Genomic DNA, 22,546 nt, shown 5'->3' with positions numbered 1-22,546 from the left:
ACGACCGTGTATTCCGGAGTTTCCCACTTCATACTTTCCTCCTCGCTGTTGGCTGCACCCGGCGACGGGGCGACAACCGGACAATCGTGATCCGCGCAATTTCGAGGACCGTGTCCGGAAATTCCGCGGTCACGCAAGAGCATCTTAGATTTAACGGAGTCGTCGCAACTGACCTTGCACCAGTGGTCGAGAACCGGTGCCGAACGGCGTCCTCGGGCCTACGAGTGGGGTGGGCACGTGCACCGACGGTGTGAGCAGGGACCACCGCCGCCACCCCAGCACCGGCAACGACCTGCGAAAACGTGGAACACGGGCGGCCAGAGGACGAGTCGGCGACACCGACACCGCCTAGCGGCGAAGATCGCCTCGCCGCCCACCCGCGGGCAGCAGCGTCGGGTCGGGCGCTTTCCCGCAAATACTGCAACTTCACGTTACGATCTTGCGGGTGAGGAGGTCAATGACCGCGGCGGCGCTGCGTCGCCGCGGAGCCGTCCGGCCAGGTCCGCGGCCTGCCGCCACCCGTGCGCGCCGGTGCCCACCCGAGGCGGGCCGGCCCCGAAGCGTCACCGCTGTCGACGAGCCTCGGTTCCCGGTGCTCCACGGATGCACCTGATCGCACCGTCGGGCTTCGAACGGCGGCCGGCCGAACCAGCACCCGGCTCCGCGACGTTCCCGCCGTTTCCGGGCTTTCCCGCCAATCGCCGTACCGGAGCACCCGAAACCCCACACTATGCCTACCTATAACGCTTTTCGATGGCGGAGAACGGGTTGCCGGACTTCCAAACCGCGAATGTGGGATTAAAGTGGTTCGGGTGCGAATTTACGTTGGCTCCGATCACGCCGGATTCGACCTCAAGAGCCACCTTGTCAAAAGGCTCACCGACCTCGGCCACGAGGTGATCGACGTCGGCCCCACGAGCTACGACGGCAACGATGACTATCCACCGTTCTGCGTCGAGGCAGCGCGGCGTGTTGTCGCCGACAAGGGCAGTCTCGGTGTCGTGATCGGCGGTTCCGGCAACGGGGAGCAGATCGCGGCCAACAAGGTGCCCGGTGCGCGCGCCGCGCTGACCTGGAACGTCGACACAGCCCGGCTCGCCCGCCTGCACAACGACGCGCTGCTGGCCGGGATCGGGGCCCGGATGCACACCGTCGAAGAAGCCGAGCGCATCCTGGACGCGTTCCTCACCACCGAGTTCGAGGGCGGCCGTCACCAGCGCAGGATCGACCTGCTGTCCGACTACGAGCGCACTGGTGTACCGCCTTCGCTGCCCGCGCGATGACGTGAGCGGCTACGCCGGCGGGAACCGGCGCGGCCCCTCACGAGCAGTCTCGAAGCAGCCCGGTTACCCGACTTCGTCCGGCTGGCCGAGCCCGAGCTGCCGTTCGATCCCTTCCCACAGGCTCGCGTCGTCGCGGACCGCGCGACCGGCGTCGCGAGCCGCCCAGGTCGTGAGAACGACGGACCGTAGCAGCTCGCCGTTGTCTGCCGCACTCGCGACGCGGGGCACGCCGTCCGTCCCCAGCTCCACGAGGTAGCTGGGCGAGGTGATGCGCAGCGGCAGCCCGGGCGTGAGCAGTCCACGCAGGTCGGCGGCGAGATACGTCGGGCGCGCTCTGCGCTGCGCGAAGGCAAGGTCGCGGAGACGGGAGGCGCCGCTCAGGACGAAGAGCGAGTCCAGGCCCGCCGCGTTGGCGCCCTCGATGTCGGTGTCCAGCCTGTCTCCGCACACCAGGGTGTCCGCGGGATCGGTGCCGAGCCGGGAGCGGGCCAGGTCGAACAGGGCAGGCTGCGGCTTGCCGACGACGTGCGGCGATGCGCAGGTCGCCGTTCGCACCAAGGCGACCAGCGCGCCGTTGCCCGGCGCCTGCCCGTTGGGCGTGGGCAGCGTGAGGTCGACGTTCGTGGCCACCCAGGTGACGCCGGATTCGGCGAGGTAGCTCACCGCGGCGAGCTCGGTCCAGGTGACGTCGGTGCCCAGCCCCTGAACGACCGCCTCGACCGGTGTGTCGCCCAGCTCCGCGACGCGGACCGCGGTCAGCCCGGCTTCGGTGAGTGCCCGGGCGACTCCCGGCCCTCCCACCGCACATACGCGCGCTGCTGGGGCCAGTCGCCCTGCCAGGTGCGCCGCTGCTGCCTGCGAACTGGTGACCACCGACCAGCCCCTCGGCGCCACACCCAGCCCGCGAAGGTGCTCACTCACGTGCTCGGGAGGGCGGGAGGCGTTGTTGGTCGCGAACACGATCCGGATGCCGCCCGCCGTCAGCCGGTTCACGGTCTCCACCGCATGGGCGACGGCCTCGGGGCCGCGGTAGACCACGCCGTCGAGATCACAGATCAGTCCCCGGTATCGCGCGATGAGGGATTCGCTCCCTACGGACGCCGCGGTGACCTCCGCCGTCATGCGAATCGATGCTCCCCGCGCTCACGCCGTCCGGCTTGCCGGTGCTCCGACCTGACGATCCGCACGATTCGCGGTTTCGAACACAGCACAATGGACTCTGTGGTGGAGTGGCCCCCGTGGTGCTGTATCCCGCGCAGCACCTCGCTACCGGTGACCGCGGTGGCGCAGAACGAGATGCTCTCCCCGCGCACCAGGTCGCGGGTGTGGAGCACCTCACCGAAGTCGTGGCCGGTTTCCTCGTCCTCGCGGGCTTTGCAGCGCAGCCGGGCCTGCAACGACCCGCCCAGGCAGGACAGCGCGGCCGCGGCGACGACTCCCTCCGCCGCTCCCCCGGTGCCCAGCAGCATGTCCACCGGACTCTCGGGACGCGCGGCGGCGATCGCGCCCGCTACCTCGCCGCCCTCGACCAGGTGGACCCGGGCGCCTGCATCGCGGATCTGGTACACCAGCTCCCGATGCCAGGGCCGGTTGAGAACCGCGACGACGACATCCGGCACCCCAACGCCCTTGGCCGTGGCAACGGCTCGCAGGTTCTGCGCCACCGGGCGGTCGATGTCGACGACGTCAGCGCAGTCGGGCCCGACGGCCAGCTTTTCCATCGAGTGAGCCGGCGGCGGATCGTACAGTGCACCACGCTCGGCCACCGCGATCGCCACCAGCGCGTTCGGCACGTCCCTTGCCACCGAGAGCGCACCGTCGCCCGCGCTTATCCCCACGTCGCAGGCCGGGCTGCCCGCTTCGCCGACCTCCTCGCCGTCGCGTAACAGCTGCCCGTCCCCACCGATCACCACCGCACCGCGTATCGACACCGAGGGGATCAGCTTGTGGATCACATCGACGGCGGCCGCCTTGCCGCTGTTCTCGTCGCCCCGACCGACCCACCTGCCTGCCGCCAGCGCGGCGGCCTCGGTGACCGGCACCAGTTCGAGAGCGAGAGTGTGATCGGGTCCGCCGGTCCCTGCCGACGAACCGACGTTGCCTACCTTCGCGCGGGCACCGCCTGCCTTGCCTGCGGTGCCCCAATCCGTGGTTCTCATCAACCTCAATCCACTCGAACTCGCGGCGACAGCCGACCGCGTGAAGGGCCTGCCACGTAACGGCAGCCGCAACCGCGCCGGGGCCTTCCCCCGGCGCGGGGGGACTCAGCGGGCGGCCGCGTTCGCGACGGCTCGCTCGGAGAGCGCCTGCTGCGCGGCAGCCCAGCTGCCCGCCTCGCCCCGCCATGTCTCGAGCGCAGGACCGACGAGCGCCCTACCGAACGAGTACGTGAGCTCCCACGGCAACGGGTCGAGTTGCTGCATCGCGGCAAGGTGCTGTGTCGCCAGTTCCGGGCTCTGCCCGCCGGAGAGGAAGGCGATGCCCGGTACCGACGGCGGTACGGTCGCACGCAGAGTGTCCACTGTAGCCTTGGCGACGTCGGTCGCCGTCGGCCGCTGTGAACTGCCCGTGCCGGGAACCACCATGTTGGGCTTGAGGACGATACCGTCGAGCTGAACCCCCATCAGGTCGAGTTCCTCGAACAGCGACGCCAGCACGGAAGCCGTCACCCGCTCGCACCGCGACAGCGAGTGGTCGCCGTCCATCAGCACCTCGGGTTCCACGATGGGCACCAGCCCGCCTTCCTGGCACAGACCGGCATAGCGGGCCAGCGCGTGCACGTTCGCGCGCACCGCACGGGCAGACGGCAGCTCGTCACCAATCGTGATCACCGCGCGCCACTTGGCGAACGTCGCTCCGCCTTGCACGTAACCCGCTACTCGTTCGCGCAACCCGTCGAGGCCCTCGGTGACCTTCTCGCCCGGGGCGCCCGCCAGCGGCTTGGCGCCGGTGTCGACCTTGATGCCGGTAAGAATCCCCAGCTCGTCGAGGAACCTCGGGAACGTACGACCGTTGGCCAGTTTCTGATGGAATGTCTCGTCCGCGAGGATGACACCGCTCACCGATTCCGCGAGTCCAGGGGTGGTGACAATCAACTCGCGATAGACTCGGCGGTTTTCCTCGGTCGGCTCCACCCCAACCTTCTCCAGCCGGGACGACATCGTCCCGATGCTCTCATCGGCGGCGAGGATGCCCCGCCTGCCGGAGACGAGTGTGCGCGCGATTTTGTTCAGAGCTGACATCGATCGTTGATCCTCCTGCGCTTGGCACCGAAACGGTGTGGCACGTTCGCGAAATGGGTCGGTAACAGGGTCGTCGGCTCGGCGGACGCGGACCGTCGTACTAAGTTTTCACGGTGGTTTCCGCCTCCATGAGAAGGCTGCTCTTCGTTTTCTGGTCAGGAAGCAGGACGGGCATCGGGCTGCCTTTCGACGCGGCGATCTCCACCAGCTCTCGCGCGTATTCCGGGAGTCCGCGGCCTGCACTCCAGGCCGCGTAAATCGGCTTGGCCGGCATTTCCCGGTCGACGGCAACCAGCTTCAACCTGCCTTCGGCGAGTTCGGGTCGCACGGTGGAGATGTTCAGCACCGTCACCCGCTGGCTTGTCGCCACCGCCTGCTTGATCGCGGCGCTGGAGGGCAGTTCGACGTAGCTTCCCGAGGCAGGCGCTGTTTTCAGCAGCTCGTCGGTGAACTCCCGGATCCCGGAGCCGCGCTCGCGCAGAACGAGTGCGGCCGAGGCCAGTTCCTCCACCGTCACGGGAGTCTGCCTCCTGGCCCACGGGTGCGTCGCGCCGACGACCACGGACAGCTTGTCGTCACAGATGTAGCGGGTCGCCATGTCGTCGCCGAACTGCTTGCGCACCTGGCTGCCTGCCTGGCACCAGCCGTCGATGAACGCCAGATCGACATGGCTCTCGCGGATCAGCCTGCGCAGCGCGTCTACGCTGCCTGCCCGCACCTCGACGCGGGCCTCGCCGAAGGAGAACCCGGACCGGTTCAGCCATTCCGGGATCAGGTGCTCGGAGATCGCCGGGCTGCCCGCGATCCGCAGCCGTTTCGCGCCGCCGGATTGCGACGCCGATCCGAACTCCAGCAATTCCCGTGCTGCCCGCATCACGTTGCGGGCGTACTTCGCGAGCATTTCTCCTTCCTCGGTGAGCTTCGAACCGGTGGGAGAACGCTCCAGCAGCTTGAGCCCCAGCCGACGCTCCATCGCGCTGATTCGGATACTGGCTGCCGGCTGTGAAAGGCTGTGCGCCTGCGCGGCCTTTCCGACGCTGCCGTAGCTTTCCACGGACAGCAGCAAATCGAGGTCAGCGAGCTGAGGCATCTTTGACGGTAGAACCACGATTCACCTCTCACTCCAGACTTCGTCGTACGGTTGCCTGTGGTCGGAATACTCGGCCCCGCGAGGAATGCCGGAAAAACAGTGGCCGGTTACACCGTCGACTCGCGGTGTGTGCAATGAGCTTGCAGGGCCGCGGTGTGTGGGGTCAATCTGTTGGACACGAACGTGAGCTGTGCGGGTATGAACGGTGCGCACCGCGTCACCTGCGGGCCTTCCCGCAAACCAGGCGGCGTCGCAATGCCTGTGGCGGCCGCGAAAGCGCGAACCTCGACCGCACCCCGATCCGGCACGGAGAACGGCTACTGGTCACGGATTCGGGCCGCGCCCACCGCCACGCTGCCACCGCTGGTCGCCGGTTCGCCGCCCCTCGCCGCGACCAGGTTGTCCGAACCGCGGCAGCTCGACCATGGTCCGCGACGCGCGGCTCGAACTCGGATGAGCCGAAGTTGACCGGCACTGCCAAGACAGGCTCGCGCCGGTGCCGGGTCAAACGTGCACCGGCTCCACCGCCACGCGCGTCCGCCGACGCCTCGGTCAGCGGTTCCGGTTGGCCGTGTCGCACGCGCGTGCGGCCCGCATGATGATGAGTTCGGTCCGCTCCTCGCTGACCACCCTGTGCACGTTCTCCGGCAGCACCCTGCTCCCCAGCAGGGCGTCGGTACCCGCCAGCACGCTCTGCTCAGCAGTGGTGAAACGGGGGTAGAGCTCGCGGGCGAAGGCCACCCAGAACTCGGCCTCCTCGGCTCCGGCCATGCTCCGCAGTGCCTGCAAGTAGCGCTCGGCGTAGGGCGTGAGCAACGCCTCCTGCACCGGCTGCCGCATACCCGCCATGACGGCCTTGCGTTCGACGAGCGAGAAGCCGTCGCTGAACAACCGCGTCCACGCTTGCTCCTTGGCGGCAGGGTCGGGACGCGAGGCTTGCACCGTCAGGGCGTTGCGGCGTCCGCTGTCGCCCGGATCGGCCTGCATCGCGACGTCCAGCAGGCCGTCAATGTCGCCTCCGTTCGATGCGAGGCGCAGCAGTGCCCGCCACCGCAGATCGCGATCCACTTCCAGACCTGGCCACGGGCAGCGCCCGCACACCAGCTCGCGCAGCAGGTCGTGGCCGTCGGCCTGGACGGTATCCACCAGGGTGCGGGCAAGTACCAGCTGGCGATCGCCGCCCGCGGCCGCACCCACCAGCTGGTCGCGGACTTGGCGTGCGAGGTCCGCGAGCATTCGGCAACGGCTGGAGGGGTCCCCGTAGACCCGCACCGCTTGCACGGCGCGCTCCAGGAGCGCCTCCACCACACCGACGTCGCTTTCCTTCACTCCATGTGCCAGAACGGCCGATGCGTAGCTCCGCGCGGGCAGCCGCGCGTCGAGCACGTCGTCCCACAACGCTCCCCACACGACCGCTCGCGCCCGTGGATCATCCAGTGTGGACAGGATACGCAACGCCGTCAGTCGGGACCGCGGATCCAGCCTGACCTTGACTGGGCTCACCGCATCGTCGTTGGGAAGCACGAGGTCCGGGCTTCGCCCACCGAACACGGTGAGTTCACGCTCGCACTCGGCCGGAGTCAGTGTCAGGTGCGCGCGTTGCCGCAGCACCAACCTGCCGTCGTGGTCGTCGAACCCGGCGAACCGCAGCTTCAGGTGGCGAGGTGGAACATCCGGGTCGGGAAGCTGCACGGCCCTGTCGGCTGCGGGAAGTCGAGACACCTGCACCGTGTTGCTGCCACGGCGCAGCAGCCATTCGTCCACCCAGCTGTCCACATCGCCGGTCGATACCCGCCGCAGCGCGGCCACGAAGTCGTCGAGGCCGGCGTTTCCCCACGCGTGCGCCCGCAGATAGCTGCGCACCCCCGCGACGAAGCAATCCCAACCCAAGCTCGCAGCGAGGTTGCGCAGTGCCGCCGCGCCCTTTCTGTACACGATCGGCCCGAAGTTCGACCGCGCGGCTTCGGTGTCGGCGGTTTCGACCCGGATCGCGTGGCTGGTAGGCAGCCGGTCGCCGTGTCGAGCAACCGGTAGCGAGTGGTGCGCGAAGCCGGTCCAGCCTTCGCCGTAACGGGTCACTTCGGGCTGCGCGACAACCGACATCATCGTCGCGAACGCCTCGTTCAGCCAGAGATCGTCCCACCAGCGCATCGTCACGTAGTCGCCGAACCACATGTGCGCCATCTCGTGCATCAGCAGTTCGGCTCGGCGTCGCTTCTTGTCCTCGGTGACCCGGTGCCGAAACAGGAATCGCTCGTTGAGCGTCACGCAGCCCGGGTGTTCCATCCCCCCGAATGTGTACTCGGGCGCGAATACGTGATCGTACTTGGCGAACGGGTACGGGATATCGAACAACTCACTGTAGAAGTCGAGGCCACGGCTGATCACGTCGAACAGCTCCGGCGCCTGATCGGTGAGTTCTTCGAGCAGAGACTCCCGCGCGTAAAGCGCCAACGGCACCCCGTTGTGGCTCGACCGCATCCGCCGGAACGGACCGGCTGCCACGGCCACCAGGTACGGCGGCAGCGGTGGCGTGCGCTCGAAGCGCCATGTCGAACACCCACCGCCTGCGAGCGGGAGCCGCTCTGCGGGGTCGGTGTTGGTCACCACCACCCAGTGATCGTCGACGGTGACTGTCAGATCGACCGTCGCCTTCAGGTCAGGCTGGTCGAAACAGGCGAACACCAGGTGCGCCGAGAACGGCTCGAACTTGGTGTGCACGTACACCTGTCCGTCGAGCGAGTCCTGGAAACGATGCAGCCCCTCGCCCGTTCGCGAGTAGGGCGCGGTACCGGCCACTCGAACGGTGTTCTCGCCGGGACGCACGTCCAGCCGGACGCGCGTCCCGTCGTGCGCTTCACGCCCGATCTCGCGGCCGTTGCACACGACCGACTCGACCTCTCCGGCGAAGTCGAGGAAGACGCACGGGTTCCCGGAGCCGGCCTGGAAGCGCACCACCGTGCTGGTGGCGAACGTCCGCTCGGCCGCGGTCAGATCGAGATCCACCGCGTAGTGAACATCGGTGACCTCGGCCGAACGCGCTGCCGCCTCGTCCTGGGTGAGGTTGGCCCTGACGGTTGCCCGAGCTTCGAGTGCCATCGCCTACCTCCGCGCCGACGCGGGTGGGCGCCGGTAGACAAGCTGCTCGTGGCCTGCTTCGCCGACTTCTCCGGCACCGACCTGGTTCGCGCGAACCAGGGCGTCCCGCACCAGGTGGTGGTCGGGCGAGTGCATGCAAACAGGATCGGTTCGCGCCGGATCACCGGTGAGCGCGAAGGCCTGGCAACGGCATCCGCCGAAATCCGTCTCCTTGCGCGGGCAGCTGCGGCACGGGTCGGCCATCCACTCGGTTCCCCGGAATGCCTCGAACGAATCGGACTTCTGCCAGATCCAGGCGAGGTCGTGGTCGCGTACCGAGACGAAGTTCATCGTCGTGATCTCCGCGGCCACCGGGCACGGATAGACCACCCCGTCGGGAGCGACGGTCAGCGCGGTCTGCGCCCAGCCACCCATGCACGGCTTGGGATAGGGCTCGTAGTAGTCCGGGAGGATCCAGAGCAGCTCCATGCGCTGCCCCAGCTCGGCCTTGCGGCGTTCGTAGACACCGACCGCTTCGTCCAGCTGGGCTTTGCTCGGCATCAGCAGATCCCGGTTGCGAAGAGCCCAGCCGTAGTACTGGGTGTTCGCCAGTTCCAGGCGTTCGGCACCCCACGCCACGCAGACGTCGATGATCGCGTCCAGCCGGGAAAGGTTCAACCGGTGCAGGACCACGTTCATGTTCAACGGCAGCCCGGCTTCGCGAATGATGCGTGCGGCTTGCTCCTTCTTGTCGAACCGCTTGCTCGCCGCGACCAGGTTCGTCGACTCCGCGGCCTCCCCCTGGATGCTCAGCTGCGCGCTGTTGAGCCCCGCCGAAACCAGCGATCTCGCACGGCTCTCCGTGAGTCCGAGCCCGCTTGTGATCAGGTTCGTGTACAGGCCGAGGCGACGGCACTCCGCGACCAGCGTCTCCAGATCGCCACGAACAAGGGGTTCGCCGCCGGAGAAGTGGACCTGCACGACACCGAGCGCGGCCGCCTCACCGATCACCCGCAGCCAGTCGTCGGTGACCAACTCGTCCTGCCGATCGCGCAGTGCCAGTGGGTTCGAACAATAGACGCAGTGCAGCGGGCACTGGTGCGTCACCTCGGCCAGCAGGCCGAACGGCTGCGGCATACCGTTCACGTGACCACCCAGCCCCGTCCACGGGCATCCTTGAGGAAGGTCACCACGTCGCTGGCGAGATCGGTGGCCTCGAAATCGTGCTCGAGTTGGGCGACCACTTCCCGCACGGTCCGGCTGCCGTCGCACAATCTGAGAATCGCCGCCCCGGACTTGTTCAACAGCACCACCCTCTCAGGCAGCAGGAGCAACTCCACATCTCTGACACTGTCGTGCCTGAGCATCGCCTTGGTCGCCAGCTTCGGGACGGCCGTCAATTCGGACTCGTCCATCACGAACTCTTGCTGTAGGCGAGTTCCACGGCGTCCAGCAGGCTCCAGAGCACATCGCACTTGAACTCCAGCGCCCGTACGCACGCGTCCTGCTGTTCTGCGGTCCTGGCGTTGTCGAGCACCAGTTCGAGCAGATGCTCGATGTCCTTGGGCTGCTGGGTGAGCCGCGCACGGAAGTACTCCAGCCCTTCGGCGGCAATCCACGGGTAGTGGTGCTGGACGTCGGCGATCCGCCTGCTGAGCAGGTCAGGTGCGAACAGTTCGGTCAGTGCCGACGCCGCGGCCTCCAGCCACGGCCGCTGCCTGCAGAAATCCACGTAGGCGTCCACCGCGAACCGCACACCGGGCAGCACCGTGTCGACGTCGAACAGCTCTTCGCGGGTCAGGCCGACAGCTTCGCCGAGGCGAACCCACTTCTCGATACCGCCCTCGTCGCCTGTCCGGCCGTCGTGATCGATGATGCGCTGAATCCACCGGCGCCGGTCCTCCCGGCTGGGGAGCTTGGTGAGGATGAACGCGTCCTTCTTGGGAAGGTTCATCTGGTAGTAGAACCGATTGCGCACCCAGCCCCGGAATTCCTCCTCGGTCAGCAGGCCCGTGTGCATCCGCTCGTTGAACGGGTGCAGATGGTGGTACCGCTGTTCTCCGAGCGACCGCAGGCGCGCCTCGAACTCCTCAGCAGACCAAGCGTTCATATCTCCACCTCCAAGCCGGCTCGACCGATTCCGATTCCCAGGTCCCTCACCCGACGCCGCTTTCGAGGCACGAATGGACACAGCGCGAAATCAATGCGTTGCCGGGCCGCGGCGAAAGCCGGTTTCGACACACGCTCTTGCTGCGGACAGCTCCGGTGTTTCCAGCCTCATGAAGTCCTCCCTCATGTTCGACCACTCACGATGGCCGTGCGACTAAAGGCGCCGTCGCCCGCCGAGGGTTGGTTCAGGATGATTGTCGGTCGGCTTCACCCCGAACTCGGCTTGCATTTCGCACAGCTTGTTCGCCGTCGCCACGCGGGGCAACTGATCGCGAACGACCGGGGCCAAATCACTGACGAACGGCGGCCACACCGCCACGAGCGGACCGGCGTGCCCGAAGCGACGCCGCCGGCTGCCGAGATCCGGCGCGCCTCGACCCTGGTGTTCCTGGCCAGCGGTTATGCGACCGGAGACGGCGGCAGGCTGCCGTCGGGTCGACCGAACCGGCCGATGGCGGTAGCGCCGCCGAGCTCCCGGGCCGGCCGCGTCGTGCCGCAGCACCGCGGGCAAGCCGCTCCGACTCGAACCAGGATTCGAATCGACTGTAGGTGGGGTGGTTTGGGGGTTGGTTATTTGTTGTGTGGATTGGGGGATTGGGGTTTTGCATGTGGTGGGGTGTTGCTGGGTTTTGGGTGGGTGCGTGATTGTCGTGGGAGTTCATTGGTTCGGGTGTGTCGGCGGGTGCGGACGGTGTCCGTCGTGATCGGTAGAGGAGAGGTGTGTGTCGTGAAGTTGCAGGTTGCGTTGGATGTTGTGGATCTGCCGGCTGCGTTGAGGTTGGCGCATCAGGTGGCCGAGCACGTGGACATCCTGGAGTTGGGCACGCCGCTGGTGAAGTCGGTGGGGATCGGTGCGGTCAGCGCGATCAAGGCGGCGCATCCGGACAAGCTGGTTTTCGCCGATCTCAAGACCGCTGATGCCGGCGAGTTGGAGGCGGCGATGGCGTTCGAGGCCGGGGCGGATCTGGTCACGGTGATGGGCGCGGCCGACGACGACACCGTGCGGGGCGCGGTCGCGGCCGGCCGCAAGTACGGCAAGGAGGTGGTCGCGGACATGATCACCGTGGTCGAGGACCGGGTCGCGCGTATCAGGGAGGTCGCCAAGCTCGGGGTGGCGTTCGTGGAGATCCACGCCGGCCTGGACGAGCAGGCCCGCCCCGGCTACACCATCGACACCCTGCTCGAGGACGGCCGCCAGGCCGGAGTGCCGTTCTCCATCGCGGGCGGCATCAAAACCGACACCATCGCCGCCGTCCGCGACGCAGGCGCCACCGTCGCCGTCGCAGGCGGAGCCATCTACAACGCCCCCAACCCCACCACCGCCGCCCAACAACTCAAAAAACACGCCGCCTGAAACCCCGCCTTCGTGGTGTGCCAAGCAGGCTCGGCGCACCACGAAGCCTGCCGGCCCCGACGCCGCGGTCCTCGCCGTGCGGGGTTTCGCATCGATGCGGATGGACAGTCCACACAGACCGTCCGACTTGGCCGCGGTGATCGAGCAGGAGCGGACCTGGCAGCTGCCCGCGGCGCCAGTTCGAAGCACAGAAGGGAGTCGGCGTGCAAGACCAGGAGTCGGGTGAGCTGTCCGAACGGGCAACAGCCACACACGATACCTACTGTTCGCTGCTGTTGCAGGCGGCGGGCGTGCTGCGGCTGCGCTACGTACAGTCCCGCCGCGACACCAGCCTTTCCCCGGCGTCGGCGAACGAGCTGGCGGATATTCTCGAGGGTGTCGCCAGGGGGTATCCCGCCTTCGACCAGATCGATCCGAACGAGGCGATCGCCCTGGCGCATCGCCTGATCGACGACGATCACCCTGAGCTGTCGCGAATCTGGCCCGGGACGGGGTGAGCGGCCGGGGTTCGCTGCGCGAGCGAGCGCCCACGGTGCTTGCCCGGCCGACGCCTCCCGCGAGGTGGTGGCCAGGTCGCGGTGGGAGTGCACATTCGACGCCGACTACGGGCCTGCCCGCCGCTTCGGCCCGCCGCCGGTGACCGAAAGCGGGCGATGCCATCGCGTCTTTCCCTTCCACCGCGGCCGGCCGATCCCTGACCGGCAACCGGCCTGACCGCATTCGAGGATCATTCGCAACTCAACGAGGAGTACACGATGACCACTGCCGCTGCCACCGAAGCCCCCACCCGGTCCGTACCCGAGGGCGACCCCGCCCTGATCGGCGTACCCACCTTCATCGTCGGCGCGACCGCGCTGGGCCTGGTGTTGACAGGCTACGTCCCGACCGGCGCCGTCGGCGCCTCGATCGCGATCATCCTGCCCGCCACCGGCCTGGGCCAGCTCGTCGCCGCGGTGTGGGCAGCGGCACTGGGCCAGAGCGCGGTCGCCGCCGTGTTCGGCGTGTTCACCGGGTTCTGGCTCAGCTACGCGGCGCTGGTGCTCGGCCTCATCCATGGCTGGTTCGGCATCTCCGGCGACGCCGCTGTCGCCACGCAGGGCCTGTTCCTGATCGCCTGGCTGATCATGATCGTCCTGCTGACCCTGACCACCCTGCGGCTGCCCGCCGCCTTCACAGTGCTGTTCACGCTGATCGACCTCGCGCTCGCCCTGGTGCTGTACGGCACGGTGAGCGACTCCCCCGGCGCTACCACCGCAGGCGGGTACGTCGTGTTCGCGTTCACCGCGGTAGGGATGTACCTGTTCGCAGGCGCGCTGTCCGCCGCGACAGGCGGCAGGCCGCTACCGCTGGGCCGCCCGGTACTGGGCTGAGAGGCCGCTTTCCAACCAGTCACGGTGCGCTTTTGTAGATCGGTTGCGATGTCGGACGGGCTGGCCGGACCAAGGTGCACGTGCTTGGACCGGTCATCTCGCCGGATCAGAGAAATCCAGTGGCGCGGCAACCGGGCACAACCGAGGTCGACCAGCGAGGTTGTCACCTGACTCCGGCGGGGAGCTTGCCGAGCCGGTGGTTGATCAGGTTGTGGTGCAGCTGGTCACAAGGTCGAGTCGGACTGGATCACCGCCAGCCTCACCTCCGTCACACCGAAGCGCCGAGGCGCTTCGGTGCCACATGCGAACAACCCCGTGAACCCCAACCCCCGCATCGCCGGTTGCCGCGGGAGCGGCGTGGTGGGGTCAGCAGGCGACCCAGCTGCCTGCAGATGCGTGAGCCACCGCGGTAACGCTTCACCACGCGCTCGTTGATGTTGAAACGGCGAAGCACGGCAAAATGTGAACGAAACACGGAAAGGCCCGCCGACTGGGCATCCCCCAAAGCCGGCGGGCTCCGAGCCCGGCAGGCTGACAGGATCCGAACCTGCGATCCCTTGAGCCCGCGTGTGGCGCCCGCCAGCCGTTGACCTGCCGAAACCGGGACGCCCTGCGCGTTATGGGGCAGTCGCGGCCCGGTCGGGACGGCTCAGCGAGTAACGCGACCTCCCCGTGGCTTCGCTTTCGCTCCTTGCTCTACGCGCAGGTCGGCGCGGTCGTTTACATCCGTCGAGGAGCGCTCCCGGCCGTTGACCGCGCGGGGTGCGGCGGAGGTGGACGGGCGGATGTTTGCGCTGCCTCCCGAGGGGAAGGCACAAGTCGTGCTTCTGCCACGGCGATTGGCTCGTGTGCGGAACGCACGGGTAAGGAAGGCACTGGCGGCGGACCTTCCGGTGTCCAGTTACGGGGTGGCCAAGCCGTCCAGCTCACCGACCCCGATCCCTGCGGGGTCGCCTGGGCGTTGTTGCCCGACGTGCTCGAGACGGTGTGTGGGTCTGCCCTCTCGGTCCTTCTACCCGGCCGGTGACTCAACCACACGAGAGGTAAGGGCCCAGATGACCTTCAACCCGCTGGAACAACGCGGCATCGCCCTGGACAAGCAGTTGCGCAACTGGCGAGAGCTCAACGTCTCCCCGATCGACCCGGACCACGCCGATCCCTACACCCGGTGCCGGGTCATCACGATGAACGGCATCGAGGTCGAGGCGCTGCTGTTCAGCCACCAGCTCGCCCGGCACTGCCCTGACATGGACGCGAAGCGCAAGCTCGCCGAGATCCGCTACCTGGAACAGCAGCAGCAGAAGGCGGTGAACTGGCTGTTGCCCGGTGTCTCCTCGGCGCTGGAGACCACGATCGCCTACGAGCAGGTCGCCGTCGACCTGACCGCGTGGGTGGCCAGGATGGAGCCGGACCCCTACCTCAAGCAGGCGTACGAGTTCGGTGTGCTGGAGGACTTCGACCACCTGTACCGGTACTCGAACCTGTACGAGATGGTCCAGCATCGCAAAGCGGAGAAGATCGTCGACGGCCTGACCGAGGTGATTCCCGGCAGGCCGACGAAGTACCACCACCGGCATCCGCACGACAACGTGCGAGAGCCGTACGACCGCACCAGCGCGGACCCGATCTCCAAGCTGCACGCGCTGACGATCATGTCGGCGGAGCAGCAGACGATGAACTTCTACATGAACGTCGGCCCGGAGTACATGGAGCCGATAGCCCGGCAGCTCTACCAGGAGATCGGCCTTATCGAGGAGGAGCACGTCACCCACTACGAGTCCCTCGTGGATCCGGGCGAGACTTGGTGGGAGCGGCTGGTCAACCACGAGTACAACGAGTGCTACCTCTACTACTCGTTCATGGAGACCGAGTCCGACCGCAGGATCAAGGCGATCTGGGAGCTTCACCTCAACATGGAGCTCGAACACCTCCATGGGGCGTGCGACCTCCTGCGCCAGCACGACGGCCGCGAGCCCGAGGAGGTGCTGGCCCCACAGCTGCCCCAGCCGGTGACCTTCGAGCCGAACAAGGGGTACCTGCGGCAACTGCTGGACACCCAGATCGATCTGACCACGCTCGGCACCGGCTACGTCCGCGAGGCCCACGAACGGTTCGAGCGGATGCAGGAGCAGATCCACGGCGGTGAGGCTCCGCCGAGCGAGCGGGTCATCGACATGCACCGCGAGCAGTTCGGCACCGACTACCGGCTGTCCACCGAAGGCGAGCATCCGGTACAGAGCCTACGTGAGCAGCAGCTGGAAGGGAGCCGACGGCTATGAGCGTTGAGGACCGCGTCGAGACGACTCGAGACGTCGTCGACCTGCTGCTTGGCCAGCACATGCAGATCCGGGACCTGTTCCTAGAGGTGCTGTCGAGCACCGGGCAGCGGCGGCGGGACGTGTTCACGCGGCTGGTCCGGCTGCTCGCGGTGCACGAGACCGCCGAGGAGGAGATCGTGCACCCGATGGCCCGGCAGGCGATCGCCGGTGGCGATGCTGTCGTCGACGACCGGTTGGCCGAGGAGCGGGAGGCCAAGGAGGTGCTGAGCCGCCTCGAAGAGCTGAGCCCGGACAGTGAGGAGTTCGAGCACCTGCTGGAAGGACTGCGCATGTCGGTGCTCGAGCATGCAAGCCATGAGGAGCAGTACGAGTTCCGCTACCTGCGCCAGCACTATCCGGCCGAACGGCTGAGGACGCTCGCGGGCATGGTGCGGGCAGCGGAGAAGACCGCGCCCACACATCCGCATCCGGGAGTCGAGACAGCGACCGAGAACCTGGCCACCGGCCCGGTGCTCGCGGTTTTCGACCGTGCCAAGGACGCCATCCGCAGGGCGACGTCGAACGAGAGCTGACCGAACAGCGGATGAACGGGCAGGGCCACCACCCTGCCCGTCGCCGCGCCAACGGCCACGCGACGGGATGGCGGGGCTCTCGCGGACCTGCTCGGCTTCCTGTCACTGCACATGCTGCCCCGAACAACACGATGCGCCGGATCACAAGGAATCGCCGTGGAATTTGCCAGCGTCATCGAAACCATCGGCACCTCGATCGACGGCGTGGGCGTCGCGGTCATCGTCGTCGGGGCGTTGGCCGGTACGATCCGCTTTCTCTGGGGGCTGTCCACACGGCAGGAGTTCGCTGCCACATATCGCCGCTACCGCCGCGGCCTGGGCCGGGCGATCCTACTCGGGTTGGAGTTCCTGGTCGCCGCAGACATCATTCGCACCGTCGCGATCTCCCCCACCTACACCAGCGTCGGTGTGCTCGCGGTGATCGTGGCCGTGCGGACCTTTCTCAGCTTCTCCCTCGAAGTCGAGCTCGAAGGCCGCTGGCCATGGCAAGCCCGCCGCACCAAGGGCCGGGGGGCGGGATCGGACCAGGTGCCGCAGACGTCGACGTGAACCGGCTCGGTGCCTGCGGCTCTGCGCGCGGGCGCGACACCAACCCGTCCGCCCAGGTGCACGCCGCGCTGGCACGCGTGCTGCGGCTCGACGAGGTCGAACCAACACCTGATCGACCTCGCCACTCCGTCGCGTCGTCGTCGCGTCCGATCCACTTGCCCTGGCCCCCTCGCCGACTCAGGCCCGGCGAGAACCGGCTACGGTCGCTCGTGCTCGATCCGGAGGAGCGCGAGTTCCACGCCGACTGGGACGCGGGTGTTGAAGCGTGCATCGGATCGTTTCGCGGATCGGTAGGTGAGGACACCGACGATGCGCGCGTGGTCGAACTCATCGGCGAGCTCTCACTCGCCAAGCGCTCGGTTGGGCACTCTATGGGCCCGTCCCGACGTGCGAAAACTGGAAGGCGGCACAACCACCGTCGACCATCCGGTGGTCAGCAGACTGCAACTGCGTCGAGAAAGGCTGCCGATCGGCGAGCTGGTTCTCCTGCTCTACTACGCCGATGAGCACAGCGACAGCGCCGAGAAGCTGCAAGTACTCGCCTCACTGGCCGCACGAAGCGAAACCCTGATTAGGCGCCCAATGCGGGGCCTGCCGCCTCGACTTCGCCCTGGAGTAGATGAACGAGCTCCCCGGGAATGTCCCCGTGGACAGCAATGACTTGGCTTCGTCGCCACGCCGGTGCGGCTGCGCTGTCGCGGCGGACGAGTCCGCGAGTGAGCCCGTAATGCCTGGCCGCTGGTGCTGCGGGAAGGCGTTATCGTCACTGCGCTGGTGGCCGGGTGTGCTGTCGGTCCGGACTACCGCTTCGCCGCCCGGCGGGCACGGGCACGTATCAACCGGAGACTGGCGCGGTGCAACCGCCCGGACAGCCACGGAGAGATGCGTTCGAGCAACCAGCCGAGCCTGCCGTAGAGCGGTGTGATCACGCGCTCGCGGCCCCGGGCGACACCTTCGAGCAGGGTACGCACGGCCTGGTCGGTCGGCACTGGCGCGATCGGGACGATCGCACGCGCGTCGATCCCCTTCAGGGATCCGCGGAAGGTGTTGTTGACGAACATTCCTGATTGGACGAATGCGGGACAGAACGTCGTGACCCGGATGCCGTGCTGGGCGGCCTCGAGCCGGAGGGTCTTGTCCATGCCGATCACGGCGTGTTTGGTCGCGCAGTAGTGCGCCTGCAACGGGACCGGCACCAACCCGGCGACCGACGCCGTGTTGACGATGTGCCCGCATCCCTGCTTGACCATGCGCCGGTATGCCAGGGTCGAACCGTGCGCGACGCCGCGCAGGTTCACGTCGATGATGGTGTCCCAGTCGTCGAGGGTCACCTCGTCGAACTCGCCGAAGATCGCCACTCCGGCGTTGTTGAACATGTAGTCGAGCCTGCCGTGTCGTTCGACGACGGTGTCAATCGCCTCGGCCAGCTGGGTTCGGTCGGTGACGTCCACGACCATCGCTTCGGCGTGGCCACCGCGTTCGGTGATCTCTGCGGTCACGCGCAGGATTGCTTCCTTGGCGACGTCTGTGACGAGCACCGTCGCGGCGTGGTGTGCGAGCTGGCGTGCGAGCTCGGCACCGATTCCGCTGGCGGCACCCGTGACGATCGCGGTCTTACCCGCGAACGCGGTGTCGAGGTCCATGTCGACCGTCCTCTCCCGATACCGGCCCCCGCGCACGGCTCAGCCGTGCCGTCGCCTGGATGCCAATGTGGACAATGCGCGGCCGAGGCGGGAACTGGGCTCTGCGGGTTCGTCCGGTTGAACCCGCAGACTGTTCAGCGTCATCGCCAGCATCTCGTAGTGCCCCACGAGCATCGGCAGTTCGATCAACTGTCGCGTGCTCAGCGTGCCTGCCAGCTCAGCCCACGTGTCGTCGCCGAGCGTGCGGGTGTCATGCAGCTCGTCGGTGGCACGCAACAGGATCGCGTCGCGCTGCGACCATCCCGCGGCGTTCGGGCCTTGCGCTACGCGTGCGATCTGCTCGGCACTCAGTCCCGCGCGGCTACCGAGCACTTCGTGGTGGGCGCGTTCGTACTCGCATCCGGTCAGGTGCGCCACGCGCAGGATCAGCAGCTCGCTTTCCCTGCGCGGCAACGAACCCGCTGGCATGAGGGATCCCGCGAACGCCAGCCACGGACGGTACAGGCGGCGGTGCCGGGCGAGGGTGGTGAACAGGTTCGGCGGTCCGCCGCCGGTGGCCATCCCCAACAGCTTCGCCGTGGCCATGTTGACCACCCCGATGTCCTCGCGAGATCCGGGCGGGATGCGCGGCGACAGTGCGGGCATGTCGGGATGCTAACACCCGACACGCCCATACCTACTGGCAAGTAGTACCGCTGTGAACGCTCACGCCGTGCGCAGTGCGGCCACGATGCTGTCGAGGTCAGCCTGCGGTAGATGTCCGCGAGCGAAAGACAGCCCGGCTACTCCACGACTCGCGCGATCTCGGCGGCACGTTCGGGACGGCTCAGCGGACGGCGTGACCAGCCGCGGTTCAGCTTTCGCTCGTTGCCCTAGCTCCGGTGAAGCCCTCCGCCCTGTCAGCAAGGCCTGCCGATGTGGCGGCTACGCACCTGCGGGGCTCGCTCGTCCGCCACGTCTGCGTACTCGGACCCGGAACGCCCGGCAGGGACGAGGTCTACCGCAAGAAGCAGCTCGTCACCGGCTTCGCCAGGCACCTGACGACCAGGTGCGATCCCGGGAACGTACTTCCGCGACGCGGTCTCGAAGATGCTGAGGAGCGAATCACGCCCCGCGGGCGGCGCCGTAGAGCGCCTGATCGACCAGCCTGGGAACGAGGGTCTGGTCGAAAGGCACCTTGAGGACCAGCAACCGGTGGTAGCACGCGCCCCAGAGCTGGTCGACAATCACGTCGAGATCGGCATCCTCGGGCAGCTGACCCTGCTGCTGGGCTGCCCGCAGTCGCATCCGGGCGAGTTCGCGTCGTGGCCGCGCGTACTCTTCGGTCCACGCCCGGGCGACGTCAGGGTCTGTCTGCGCGGCGCCGACCAACTCGGACACCGGTGTAGCGGCACCCTCTTCGGTCAACCAGCGCACGAATGCCGTCAGCTGCGAGATGAGGTCCGCCCGGATGTCGCCGGTGTCAGGGAAGGCGAGCACCGGTTCGCTCTGGGCGAAGTAGGCCTCCGCCGCCAGCGCGCCGGGCGAGGGCCACCACTTGTAGAGCGTGACCTTGCTCGATCCCGCTTCCCTGGCGACGCGGTCGAAGGTCACCGCCTTCAGCCCTTCCCGCAGCAGCAGGTGGCCGGTCGCGGCGAGCACCTCCGCGCGGACCTCCGCAGCGGGTCGGCGGCCGCGACCGCGTCGGGGTGGGGTGCGCTGCTCGGTCATCCATGCTCCCTGCCGGGTCGAAACTATGTGAACCACTTGTACATTTCTTGCACTCAGATTAATGTACTTGGTGTTCACATCTTAGCGAGGAGCTCTTCCATGACCAGCACCACCGAGCGTGTCGCGATCGTGACCGGAGGCTCCGGCGGCATCGGCCAGGCCAGCGCCCTGCGCCTGGCCGCCGACGGGACCGCGGTCGTCGTCCACTACAACGGCAGCAAGGAGCGTGCCGACGAGACCGTCACAGCCATCACCGAATCGGGCGGGCGCGCGGTGGCAGCCGGCGGCGACATCGCCGAGGAGCCGACCGCCACGACGCTGTTCGACGTGGCGGAGCGCGAGTTCGGCGGCGTCGACGTGCTCGTGCACACCGCAGGCATCATGCCGCTGTCGCCGGTCGCGCAGCTCGACCTGGAGGTGTTCGACCGGGTCCAGCGCGTCAACGTGCGCGGCACCTTCATCGTCGACAGGCTCGCCGCGCAGCGGATTCGTCCGGGTGGCGCGATCATCAACTTCTCCACCTCGATCACCCGTCTGCAGACCCCCAGCTACGGCGCGTACGCCGCCTCCAAGGCCGCGGTCGAGGCGATCTCGCTCATCCTGGCCCGGGAGCTACGCGGCCGGGACATCACCGTCAACACGGTCGCGCCCGGCCCCACCGCCACTGCGCTGTTCCTGGACGGCAAGAGCCCCGAACTCATCGAGCAGATCGCGAACAACAACCCGTTCCGGCGGCTGGGCACACCGAAGGACATCGCCGAGACCGTGGCATTCCTGGCAGGCCCCGCCCGCTGGGTCAACGGCCAGACCATCTTCGTCAACGGCGGCGCCGCATAACGCCTGCCCCGATCGGCAAGGAGCACCATGCGGGCACCTGGTCCACACCCAGCCACGCCGAAGAAGCAGGCCCCCGGGCGCTCGTTGGCCAGCGTCGCAGCCGTCGGCTGCATGTTTCTAGGACTCGCCCTGACTGGCTGCACGGTTACCGGGACCGAGCCGGAGCGGACCGCGATCGCGCCCTCCGCGCCTGCGCCCGTACCGGGGTCTGTTGCCACGCTGGGCGAGCCGGAAGAGCTGACCACCGGGCTCGAAGCACCCTGGGGACTGACTTTCCTTCCCGACGGGACCGCGCTCGTCTCCGAGCGCATCAGCGGGCGGATCCTGCGCGTGTCCGCCGGCGGCGGAGCCCACCAGACCGTCGGTGTAGTACCCGACGTGGAGGTCTCCTCCGAAGGCGGACTGCTCGGCATCGTCGCCTCCCCCGACTTTGGCGATGACCGAACGGTTTATGCCTCGATCTCCGGTGCCGACGAGAACCGGATCGTCGCGCTCACGGTCGCCGACGACTTCTCCTCCCTCACCGTCGACCGGGTGCTGCTGGACGGCATTCAGACCGCCGACCGCCACCACGGCGGGCGCATCGTCATCGGCCCGGACGAGCACCTCTGGATCGGAACCGGCGACGCCTTCCAACCCGAGAACGCCGCCACCGAAGACTCCCTCAACGGCAAGATCCTGCGAATCGCCACCGACGGCTCGATCCCCGCCGACAATCCGCAAGACTCGCCCATCTACTCCAGCGGACACCGCAACGTCCAGGGCATCGCGTTCGGACCTGACGGCACCGCCTACGCATCAGAGCTCGGGCACCGCACCTGGGACGAGATCAACGTCCTACGCCCAGGCACGGACTACGGATGGCCCGAGACCGAAGGCATCGCCGGCGACACCGGCGAACCACCGATCGCGGCCATCCACCCCGACGACGCCAGCCCCTCCGGCATGGCCTACGCCGCGGACTCGCTGTGGATCGGCGCCCTTGGCGGCCGGCGACTCTGGCAGCTCCCCGTCGACGGCGGCACAGCCACAGCCGAACCGATCGACCACCTCGTCGGCACCTACGGCCGCATCCGCACCGTCGAAGTCGCACCCGACGGAACGCTCTGGCTCATCACTTCCAACACCGACCGCGCCACCTGGGGCGGAACCGACCCGCGCCCCGGCGACGACCGCATCCTCCGCGTCCCCGTCGCCGCACCCGCGTCCTGAACCGACATGGCGCAGCACTCACGACTCCGAGGAAACCAATGTGTGCCGACAGACCCCGGCCGGGAGCGCGGACCACTTCGCCGCACATGCACCGGAGCGCCGAACGCTACCGCACCCGCGCGCCAACGCTGACGGGACGCCGTCCAAGGTGGACCGCC

21 protein-coding genes and 1 pseudogene are annotated in these 22,546 nt (G+C 67.8%); 11 read left to right on the top strand and 11 right to left on the bottom strand.

The window, feature by feature from the left end:
* Window positions 1-812: 812 nt before the first annotated feature.
* A complete protein-coding gene (locus SACMADRAFT_RS11605; RefSeq protein WP_040926312.1) occupies window positions 813-1,283 on the top strand; it encodes a ribose-5-phosphate isomerase in 471 nt (156 codons plus the stop codon).
* 63 nt (window positions 1,284-1,346) lie between these two features.
* Here SACMADRAFT_RS11605 and SACMADRAFT_RS11600 read toward each other — a convergent pair whose 3' ends face one another.
* The 8 genes from SACMADRAFT_RS11600 to pqqC all read right to left on the bottom strand — a co-directional run bounded on the left by SACMADRAFT_RS11600 (window position 1,347) and on the right by pqqC (window position 10,803).
* Window positions 1,347-2,405: an HAD-IIA family hydrolase gene (locus SACMADRAFT_RS11600; protein ID WP_009154007.1), complete on the bottom strand. Its 1,059-nt coding sequence runs from the start codon at window positions 2,403-2,405 to the stop codon at window positions 1,347-1,349.
* Entirely contained in the window at window positions 2,402-3,442 is a 1,041-nt protein-coding gene (locus tag SACMADRAFT_RS11595; RefSeq protein ID WP_009154006.1) for a fructose-bisphosphatase class II family protein, read from the bottom strand. The genes SACMADRAFT_RS11600 and SACMADRAFT_RS11595 overlap by 4 nt, the downstream gene beginning before the upstream one ends.
* 105 nt (window positions 3,443-3,547) lie before the next feature.
* Window positions 3,548-4,525 (bottom strand): class I fructose-bisphosphate aldolase, encoded by a 978-nt coding sequence (locus SACMADRAFT_RS11590; RefSeq protein ID WP_009154005.1) that lies wholly within the window; start codon window positions 4,523-4,525, stop codon window positions 3,548-3,550.
* A 100-nt stretch (window positions 4,526-4,625) separates the two neighbouring features.
* The gene (locus SACMADRAFT_RS11585) at window positions 4,626-5,615 is read right to left on the bottom strand and encodes a LysR family transcriptional regulator (protein ID WP_050998090.1); all 990 of its coding nucleotides are present in this window, start codon (window positions 5,613-5,615) and stop codon (window positions 4,626-4,628) included.
* 552 nt (window positions 5,616-6,167) lie between these two features.
* Complete coding sequence (gene pepN, locus SACMADRAFT_RS11580) at window positions 6,168-8,714, bottom strand: aminopeptidase N (RefSeq protein ID WP_009154003.1); 2,547 nt, start codon at window positions 8,712-8,714, stop codon at window positions 6,168-6,170.
* Window positions 8,715-8,717: 3 nt separating this feature from the next.
* Window positions 8,718-9,830 carry a pyrroloquinoline quinone biosynthesis protein PqqE gene (gene pqqE / locus SACMADRAFT_RS11575; RefSeq protein WP_009154002.1) on the bottom strand — a complete coding sequence of 371 codons (1,113 nt, stop codon included), beginning with the start codon at window positions 9,828-9,830 and terminating at the stop codon, window positions 8,718-8,720.
* Between the two features lie 5 nt (window positions 9,831-9,835).
* Window positions 9,836-10,108, bottom strand: a complete 273-nt coding sequence (pqqD, locus tag SACMADRAFT_RS11570; protein WP_009154001.1) for a pyrroloquinoline quinone biosynthesis peptide chaperone PqqD — start codon at window positions 10,106-10,108, stop codon at window positions 9,836-9,838.
* Complete coding sequence (pqqC, locus tag SACMADRAFT_RS11565) at window positions 10,108-10,803, bottom strand: pyrroloquinoline-quinone synthase PqqC (RefSeq protein WP_009154000.1); 696 nt, start codon at window positions 10,801-10,803, stop codon at window positions 10,108-10,110. The genes pqqD and pqqC overlap by 1 nt, the downstream gene beginning before the upstream one ends.
* 786 nt (window positions 10,804-11,589) lie before the next feature.
* Here pqqC and hxlA point away from each other — a divergent pair.
* The 8 genes and pseudogenes from hxlA to SACMADRAFT_RS31410 all read left to right on the top strand — a co-directional run bounded on the left by hxlA (window position 11,590) and on the right by SACMADRAFT_RS31410 (window position 17,646).
* Window positions 11,590-12,216: a 3-hexulose-6-phosphate synthase gene (hxlA, locus tag SACMADRAFT_RS11560; protein WP_009154017.1), complete on the top strand. Its 627-nt coding sequence runs from the start codon at window positions 11,590-11,592 to the stop codon at window positions 12,214-12,216.
* Window positions 12,217-12,419: 203 nt separating this feature from the next.
* Window positions 12,420-12,713: a hypothetical protein gene (locus SACMADRAFT_RS11555; protein ID WP_009153998.1), complete on the top strand. Its 294-nt coding sequence runs from the start codon at window positions 12,420-12,422 to the stop codon at window positions 12,711-12,713.
* Window positions 12,714-12,971: 258 nt separating this feature from the next.
* On the top strand, window positions 12,972-13,586 hold the full coding sequence (locus tag SACMADRAFT_RS11550; RefSeq protein ID WP_009153997.1) for a GPR1/FUN34/YaaH family transporter: 615 nt from the start codon (window positions 12,972-12,974) through the stop codon (window positions 13,584-13,586).
* A gap of 1,055 nt (window positions 13,587-14,641) precedes the next feature.
* Window positions 14,642-15,865 carry a hypothetical protein gene (locus SACMADRAFT_RS11545; protein ID WP_009153996.1) on the top strand — a complete coding sequence of 408 codons (1,224 nt, stop codon included), beginning with the start codon at window positions 14,642-14,644 and terminating at the stop codon, window positions 15,863-15,865.
* Window positions 15,862-16,437, top strand: a complete 576-nt coding sequence (locus SACMADRAFT_RS11540) for a hemerythrin domain-containing protein (RefSeq protein WP_009153995.1) — start codon at window positions 15,862-15,864, stop codon at window positions 16,435-16,437. Before SACMADRAFT_RS11545 ends, SACMADRAFT_RS11540 begins: the two co-directional genes overlap by 4 nt.
* 156 nt (window positions 16,438-16,593) lie before the next feature.
* A complete protein-coding gene (locus tag SACMADRAFT_RS11535; RefSeq protein WP_009153994.1) occupies window positions 16,594-16,986 on the top strand; it encodes a DUF1622 domain-containing protein in 393 nt (130 codons plus the stop codon).
* Window positions 16,920-17,276: pseudogene (locus SACMADRAFT_RS31415) on the top strand (hypothetical protein); the annotation flags it as partial. The gene SACMADRAFT_RS11535 and the pseudogene SACMADRAFT_RS31415, both read left to right, overlap by 67 nt.
* 19 nt (window positions 17,277-17,295) lie before the next feature.
* On the top strand, window positions 17,296-17,646 hold the full coding sequence (locus tag SACMADRAFT_RS31410; RefSeq protein WP_408640355.1) for an MmyB family transcriptional regulator: 351 nt from the start codon (window positions 17,296-17,298) through the stop codon (window positions 17,644-17,646).
* A gap of 140 nt (window positions 17,647-17,786) precedes the next feature.
* On the opposite strand, the gene SACMADRAFT_RS11530 is transcribed toward SACMADRAFT_RS31410, so the two are convergent.
* The 3 genes from SACMADRAFT_RS11530 to SACMADRAFT_RS11520 form a co-directional block, all read right to left on the bottom strand.
* Complete coding sequence (locus SACMADRAFT_RS11530) at window positions 17,787-18,629, bottom strand: SDR family NAD(P)-dependent oxidoreductase (RefSeq protein WP_009153993.1); 843 nt, start codon at window positions 18,627-18,629, stop codon at window positions 17,787-17,789.
* Between the two features lie 39 nt (window positions 18,630-18,668).
* The gene (locus tag SACMADRAFT_RS11525; protein WP_009153992.1) at window positions 18,669-19,274 is read right to left on the bottom strand and encodes a carboxymuconolactone decarboxylase family protein; all 606 of its coding nucleotides are present in this window, start codon (window positions 19,272-19,274) and stop codon (window positions 18,669-18,671) included.
* Between the two features lie 459 nt (window positions 19,275-19,733).
* Window positions 19,734-20,339: a TetR/AcrR family transcriptional regulator gene (locus SACMADRAFT_RS11520; RefSeq protein WP_009153991.1), complete on the bottom strand. Its 606-nt coding sequence runs from the start codon at window positions 20,337-20,339 to the stop codon at window positions 19,734-19,736.
* Between the two features lie 99 nt (window positions 20,340-20,438).
* Between SACMADRAFT_RS11520 and SACMADRAFT_RS11515 the strand changes: the two genes are divergently transcribed.
* Together SACMADRAFT_RS11515 and SACMADRAFT_RS11510 are read left to right on the top strand one after the other, a co-directional pair.
* Complete coding sequence (locus SACMADRAFT_RS11515; RefSeq protein WP_009153990.1) at window positions 20,439-21,176, top strand: SDR family oxidoreductase; 738 nt, start codon at window positions 20,439-20,441, stop codon at window positions 21,174-21,176.
* 27 nt (window positions 21,177-21,203) lie between these two features.
* On the top strand, window positions 21,204-22,388 hold the full coding sequence (locus SACMADRAFT_RS11510) for a PQQ-dependent sugar dehydrogenase (protein WP_009153989.1): 1,185 nt from the start codon (window positions 21,204-21,206) through the stop codon (window positions 22,386-22,388).
* The last annotated feature ends 158 nt before the right edge of the window (window positions 22,389-22,546 follow it).

The sequence above is a fragment of the Saccharomonospora marina XMU15 genome, assembly GCF_000244955.1.
In the GTDB taxonomy this organism is placed as follows: Bacteria; Actinomycetota; Actinomycetes; order Mycobacteriales; family Pseudonocardiaceae; genus Saccharomonospora_A; species Saccharomonospora_A marina.
This window is presented reverse-complemented; position numbering and strand designations above follow the sequence as displayed.

Excerpts from the sequence above, each read along its gene's own strand:
- SACMADRAFT_RS11520 (WP_009153991.1), bottom strand. The coding sequence starts at position 20,339 with ATGACCGAGCAGCGCACCCCACCCCGACGCGGTCGCGGCCGCCGACCC.
- SACMADRAFT_RS11540 (WP_009153995.1), top strand. The coding sequence starts at position 15,862 with ATGAGCGTTGAGGACCGCGTCGAGACGACTCGAGACGTCGTCGACCTG.
- SACMADRAFT_RS11550 (WP_009153997.1), top strand. The coding sequence starts at position 12,972 with ATGACCACTGCCGCTGCCACCGAAGCCCCCACCCGGTCCGTACCCGAG.
- SACMADRAFT_RS11585 (WP_050998090.1), bottom strand. The coding sequence starts at position 5,615 with ATGCCTCAGCTCGCTGACCTCGATTTGCTGCTGTCCGTGGAAAGCTAC.
- pqqE (WP_009154002.1), bottom strand. The coding sequence starts at position 9,830 with ATGCCGCAGCCGTTCGGCCTGCTGGCCGAGGTGACGCACCAGTGCCCG.
- pqqC (WP_009154000.1), bottom strand. The coding sequence starts at position 10,803 with ATGAACGCTTGGTCTGCTGAGGAGTTCGAGGCGCGCCTGCGGTCGCTC.
- pepN (WP_009154003.1), bottom strand. The coding sequence starts at position 8,714 with ATGGCACTCGAAGCTCGGGCAACCGTCAGGGCCAACCTCACCCAGGAC.
- SACMADRAFT_RS31410 (WP_408640355.1), top strand. The coding sequence starts at position 17,296 with ATGCGCGCGTGGTCGAACTCATCGGCGAGCTCTCACTCGCCAAGCGCT.
- SACMADRAFT_RS11590 (WP_009154005.1), bottom strand. The coding sequence starts at position 4,525 with ATGTCAGCTCTGAACAAAATCGCGCGCACACTCGTCTCCGGCAGGCGG.
- SACMADRAFT_RS11595 (WP_009154006.1), bottom strand. The coding sequence starts at position 3,442 with ATGAGAACCACGGATTGGGGCACCGCAGGCAAGGCAGGCGGTGCCCGC.
- SACMADRAFT_RS11530 (WP_009153993.1), bottom strand. The coding sequence starts at position 18,629 with ATGGACCTCGACACCGCGTTCGCGGGTAAGACCGCGATCGTCACGGGT.
- pqqD (WP_009154001.1), bottom strand. The coding sequence starts at position 10,108 with ATGGACGAGTCCGAATTGACGGCCGTCCCGAAGCTGGCGACCAAGGCG.
- SACMADRAFT_RS11525 (WP_009153992.1), bottom strand. The coding sequence starts at position 19,274 with ATGCCCGCACTGTCGCCGCGCATCCCGCCCGGATCTCGCGAGGACATC.
- SACMADRAFT_RS11510 (WP_009153989.1), top strand. The coding sequence starts at position 21,204 with ATGCGGGCACCTGGTCCACACCCAGCCACGCCGAAGAAGCAGGCCCCC.
- SACMADRAFT_RS11600 (WP_009154007.1), bottom strand. The coding sequence starts at position 2,405 with ATGACGGCGGAGGTCACCGCGGCGTCCGTAGGGAGCGAATCCCTCATC.
- SACMADRAFT_RS11545 (WP_009153996.1), top strand. The coding sequence starts at position 14,642 with ATGACCTTCAACCCGCTGGAACAACGCGGCATCGCCCTGGACAAGCAG.
- SACMADRAFT_RS11515 (WP_009153990.1), top strand. The coding sequence starts at position 20,439 with ATGACCAGCACCACCGAGCGTGTCGCGATCGTGACCGGAGGCTCCGGC.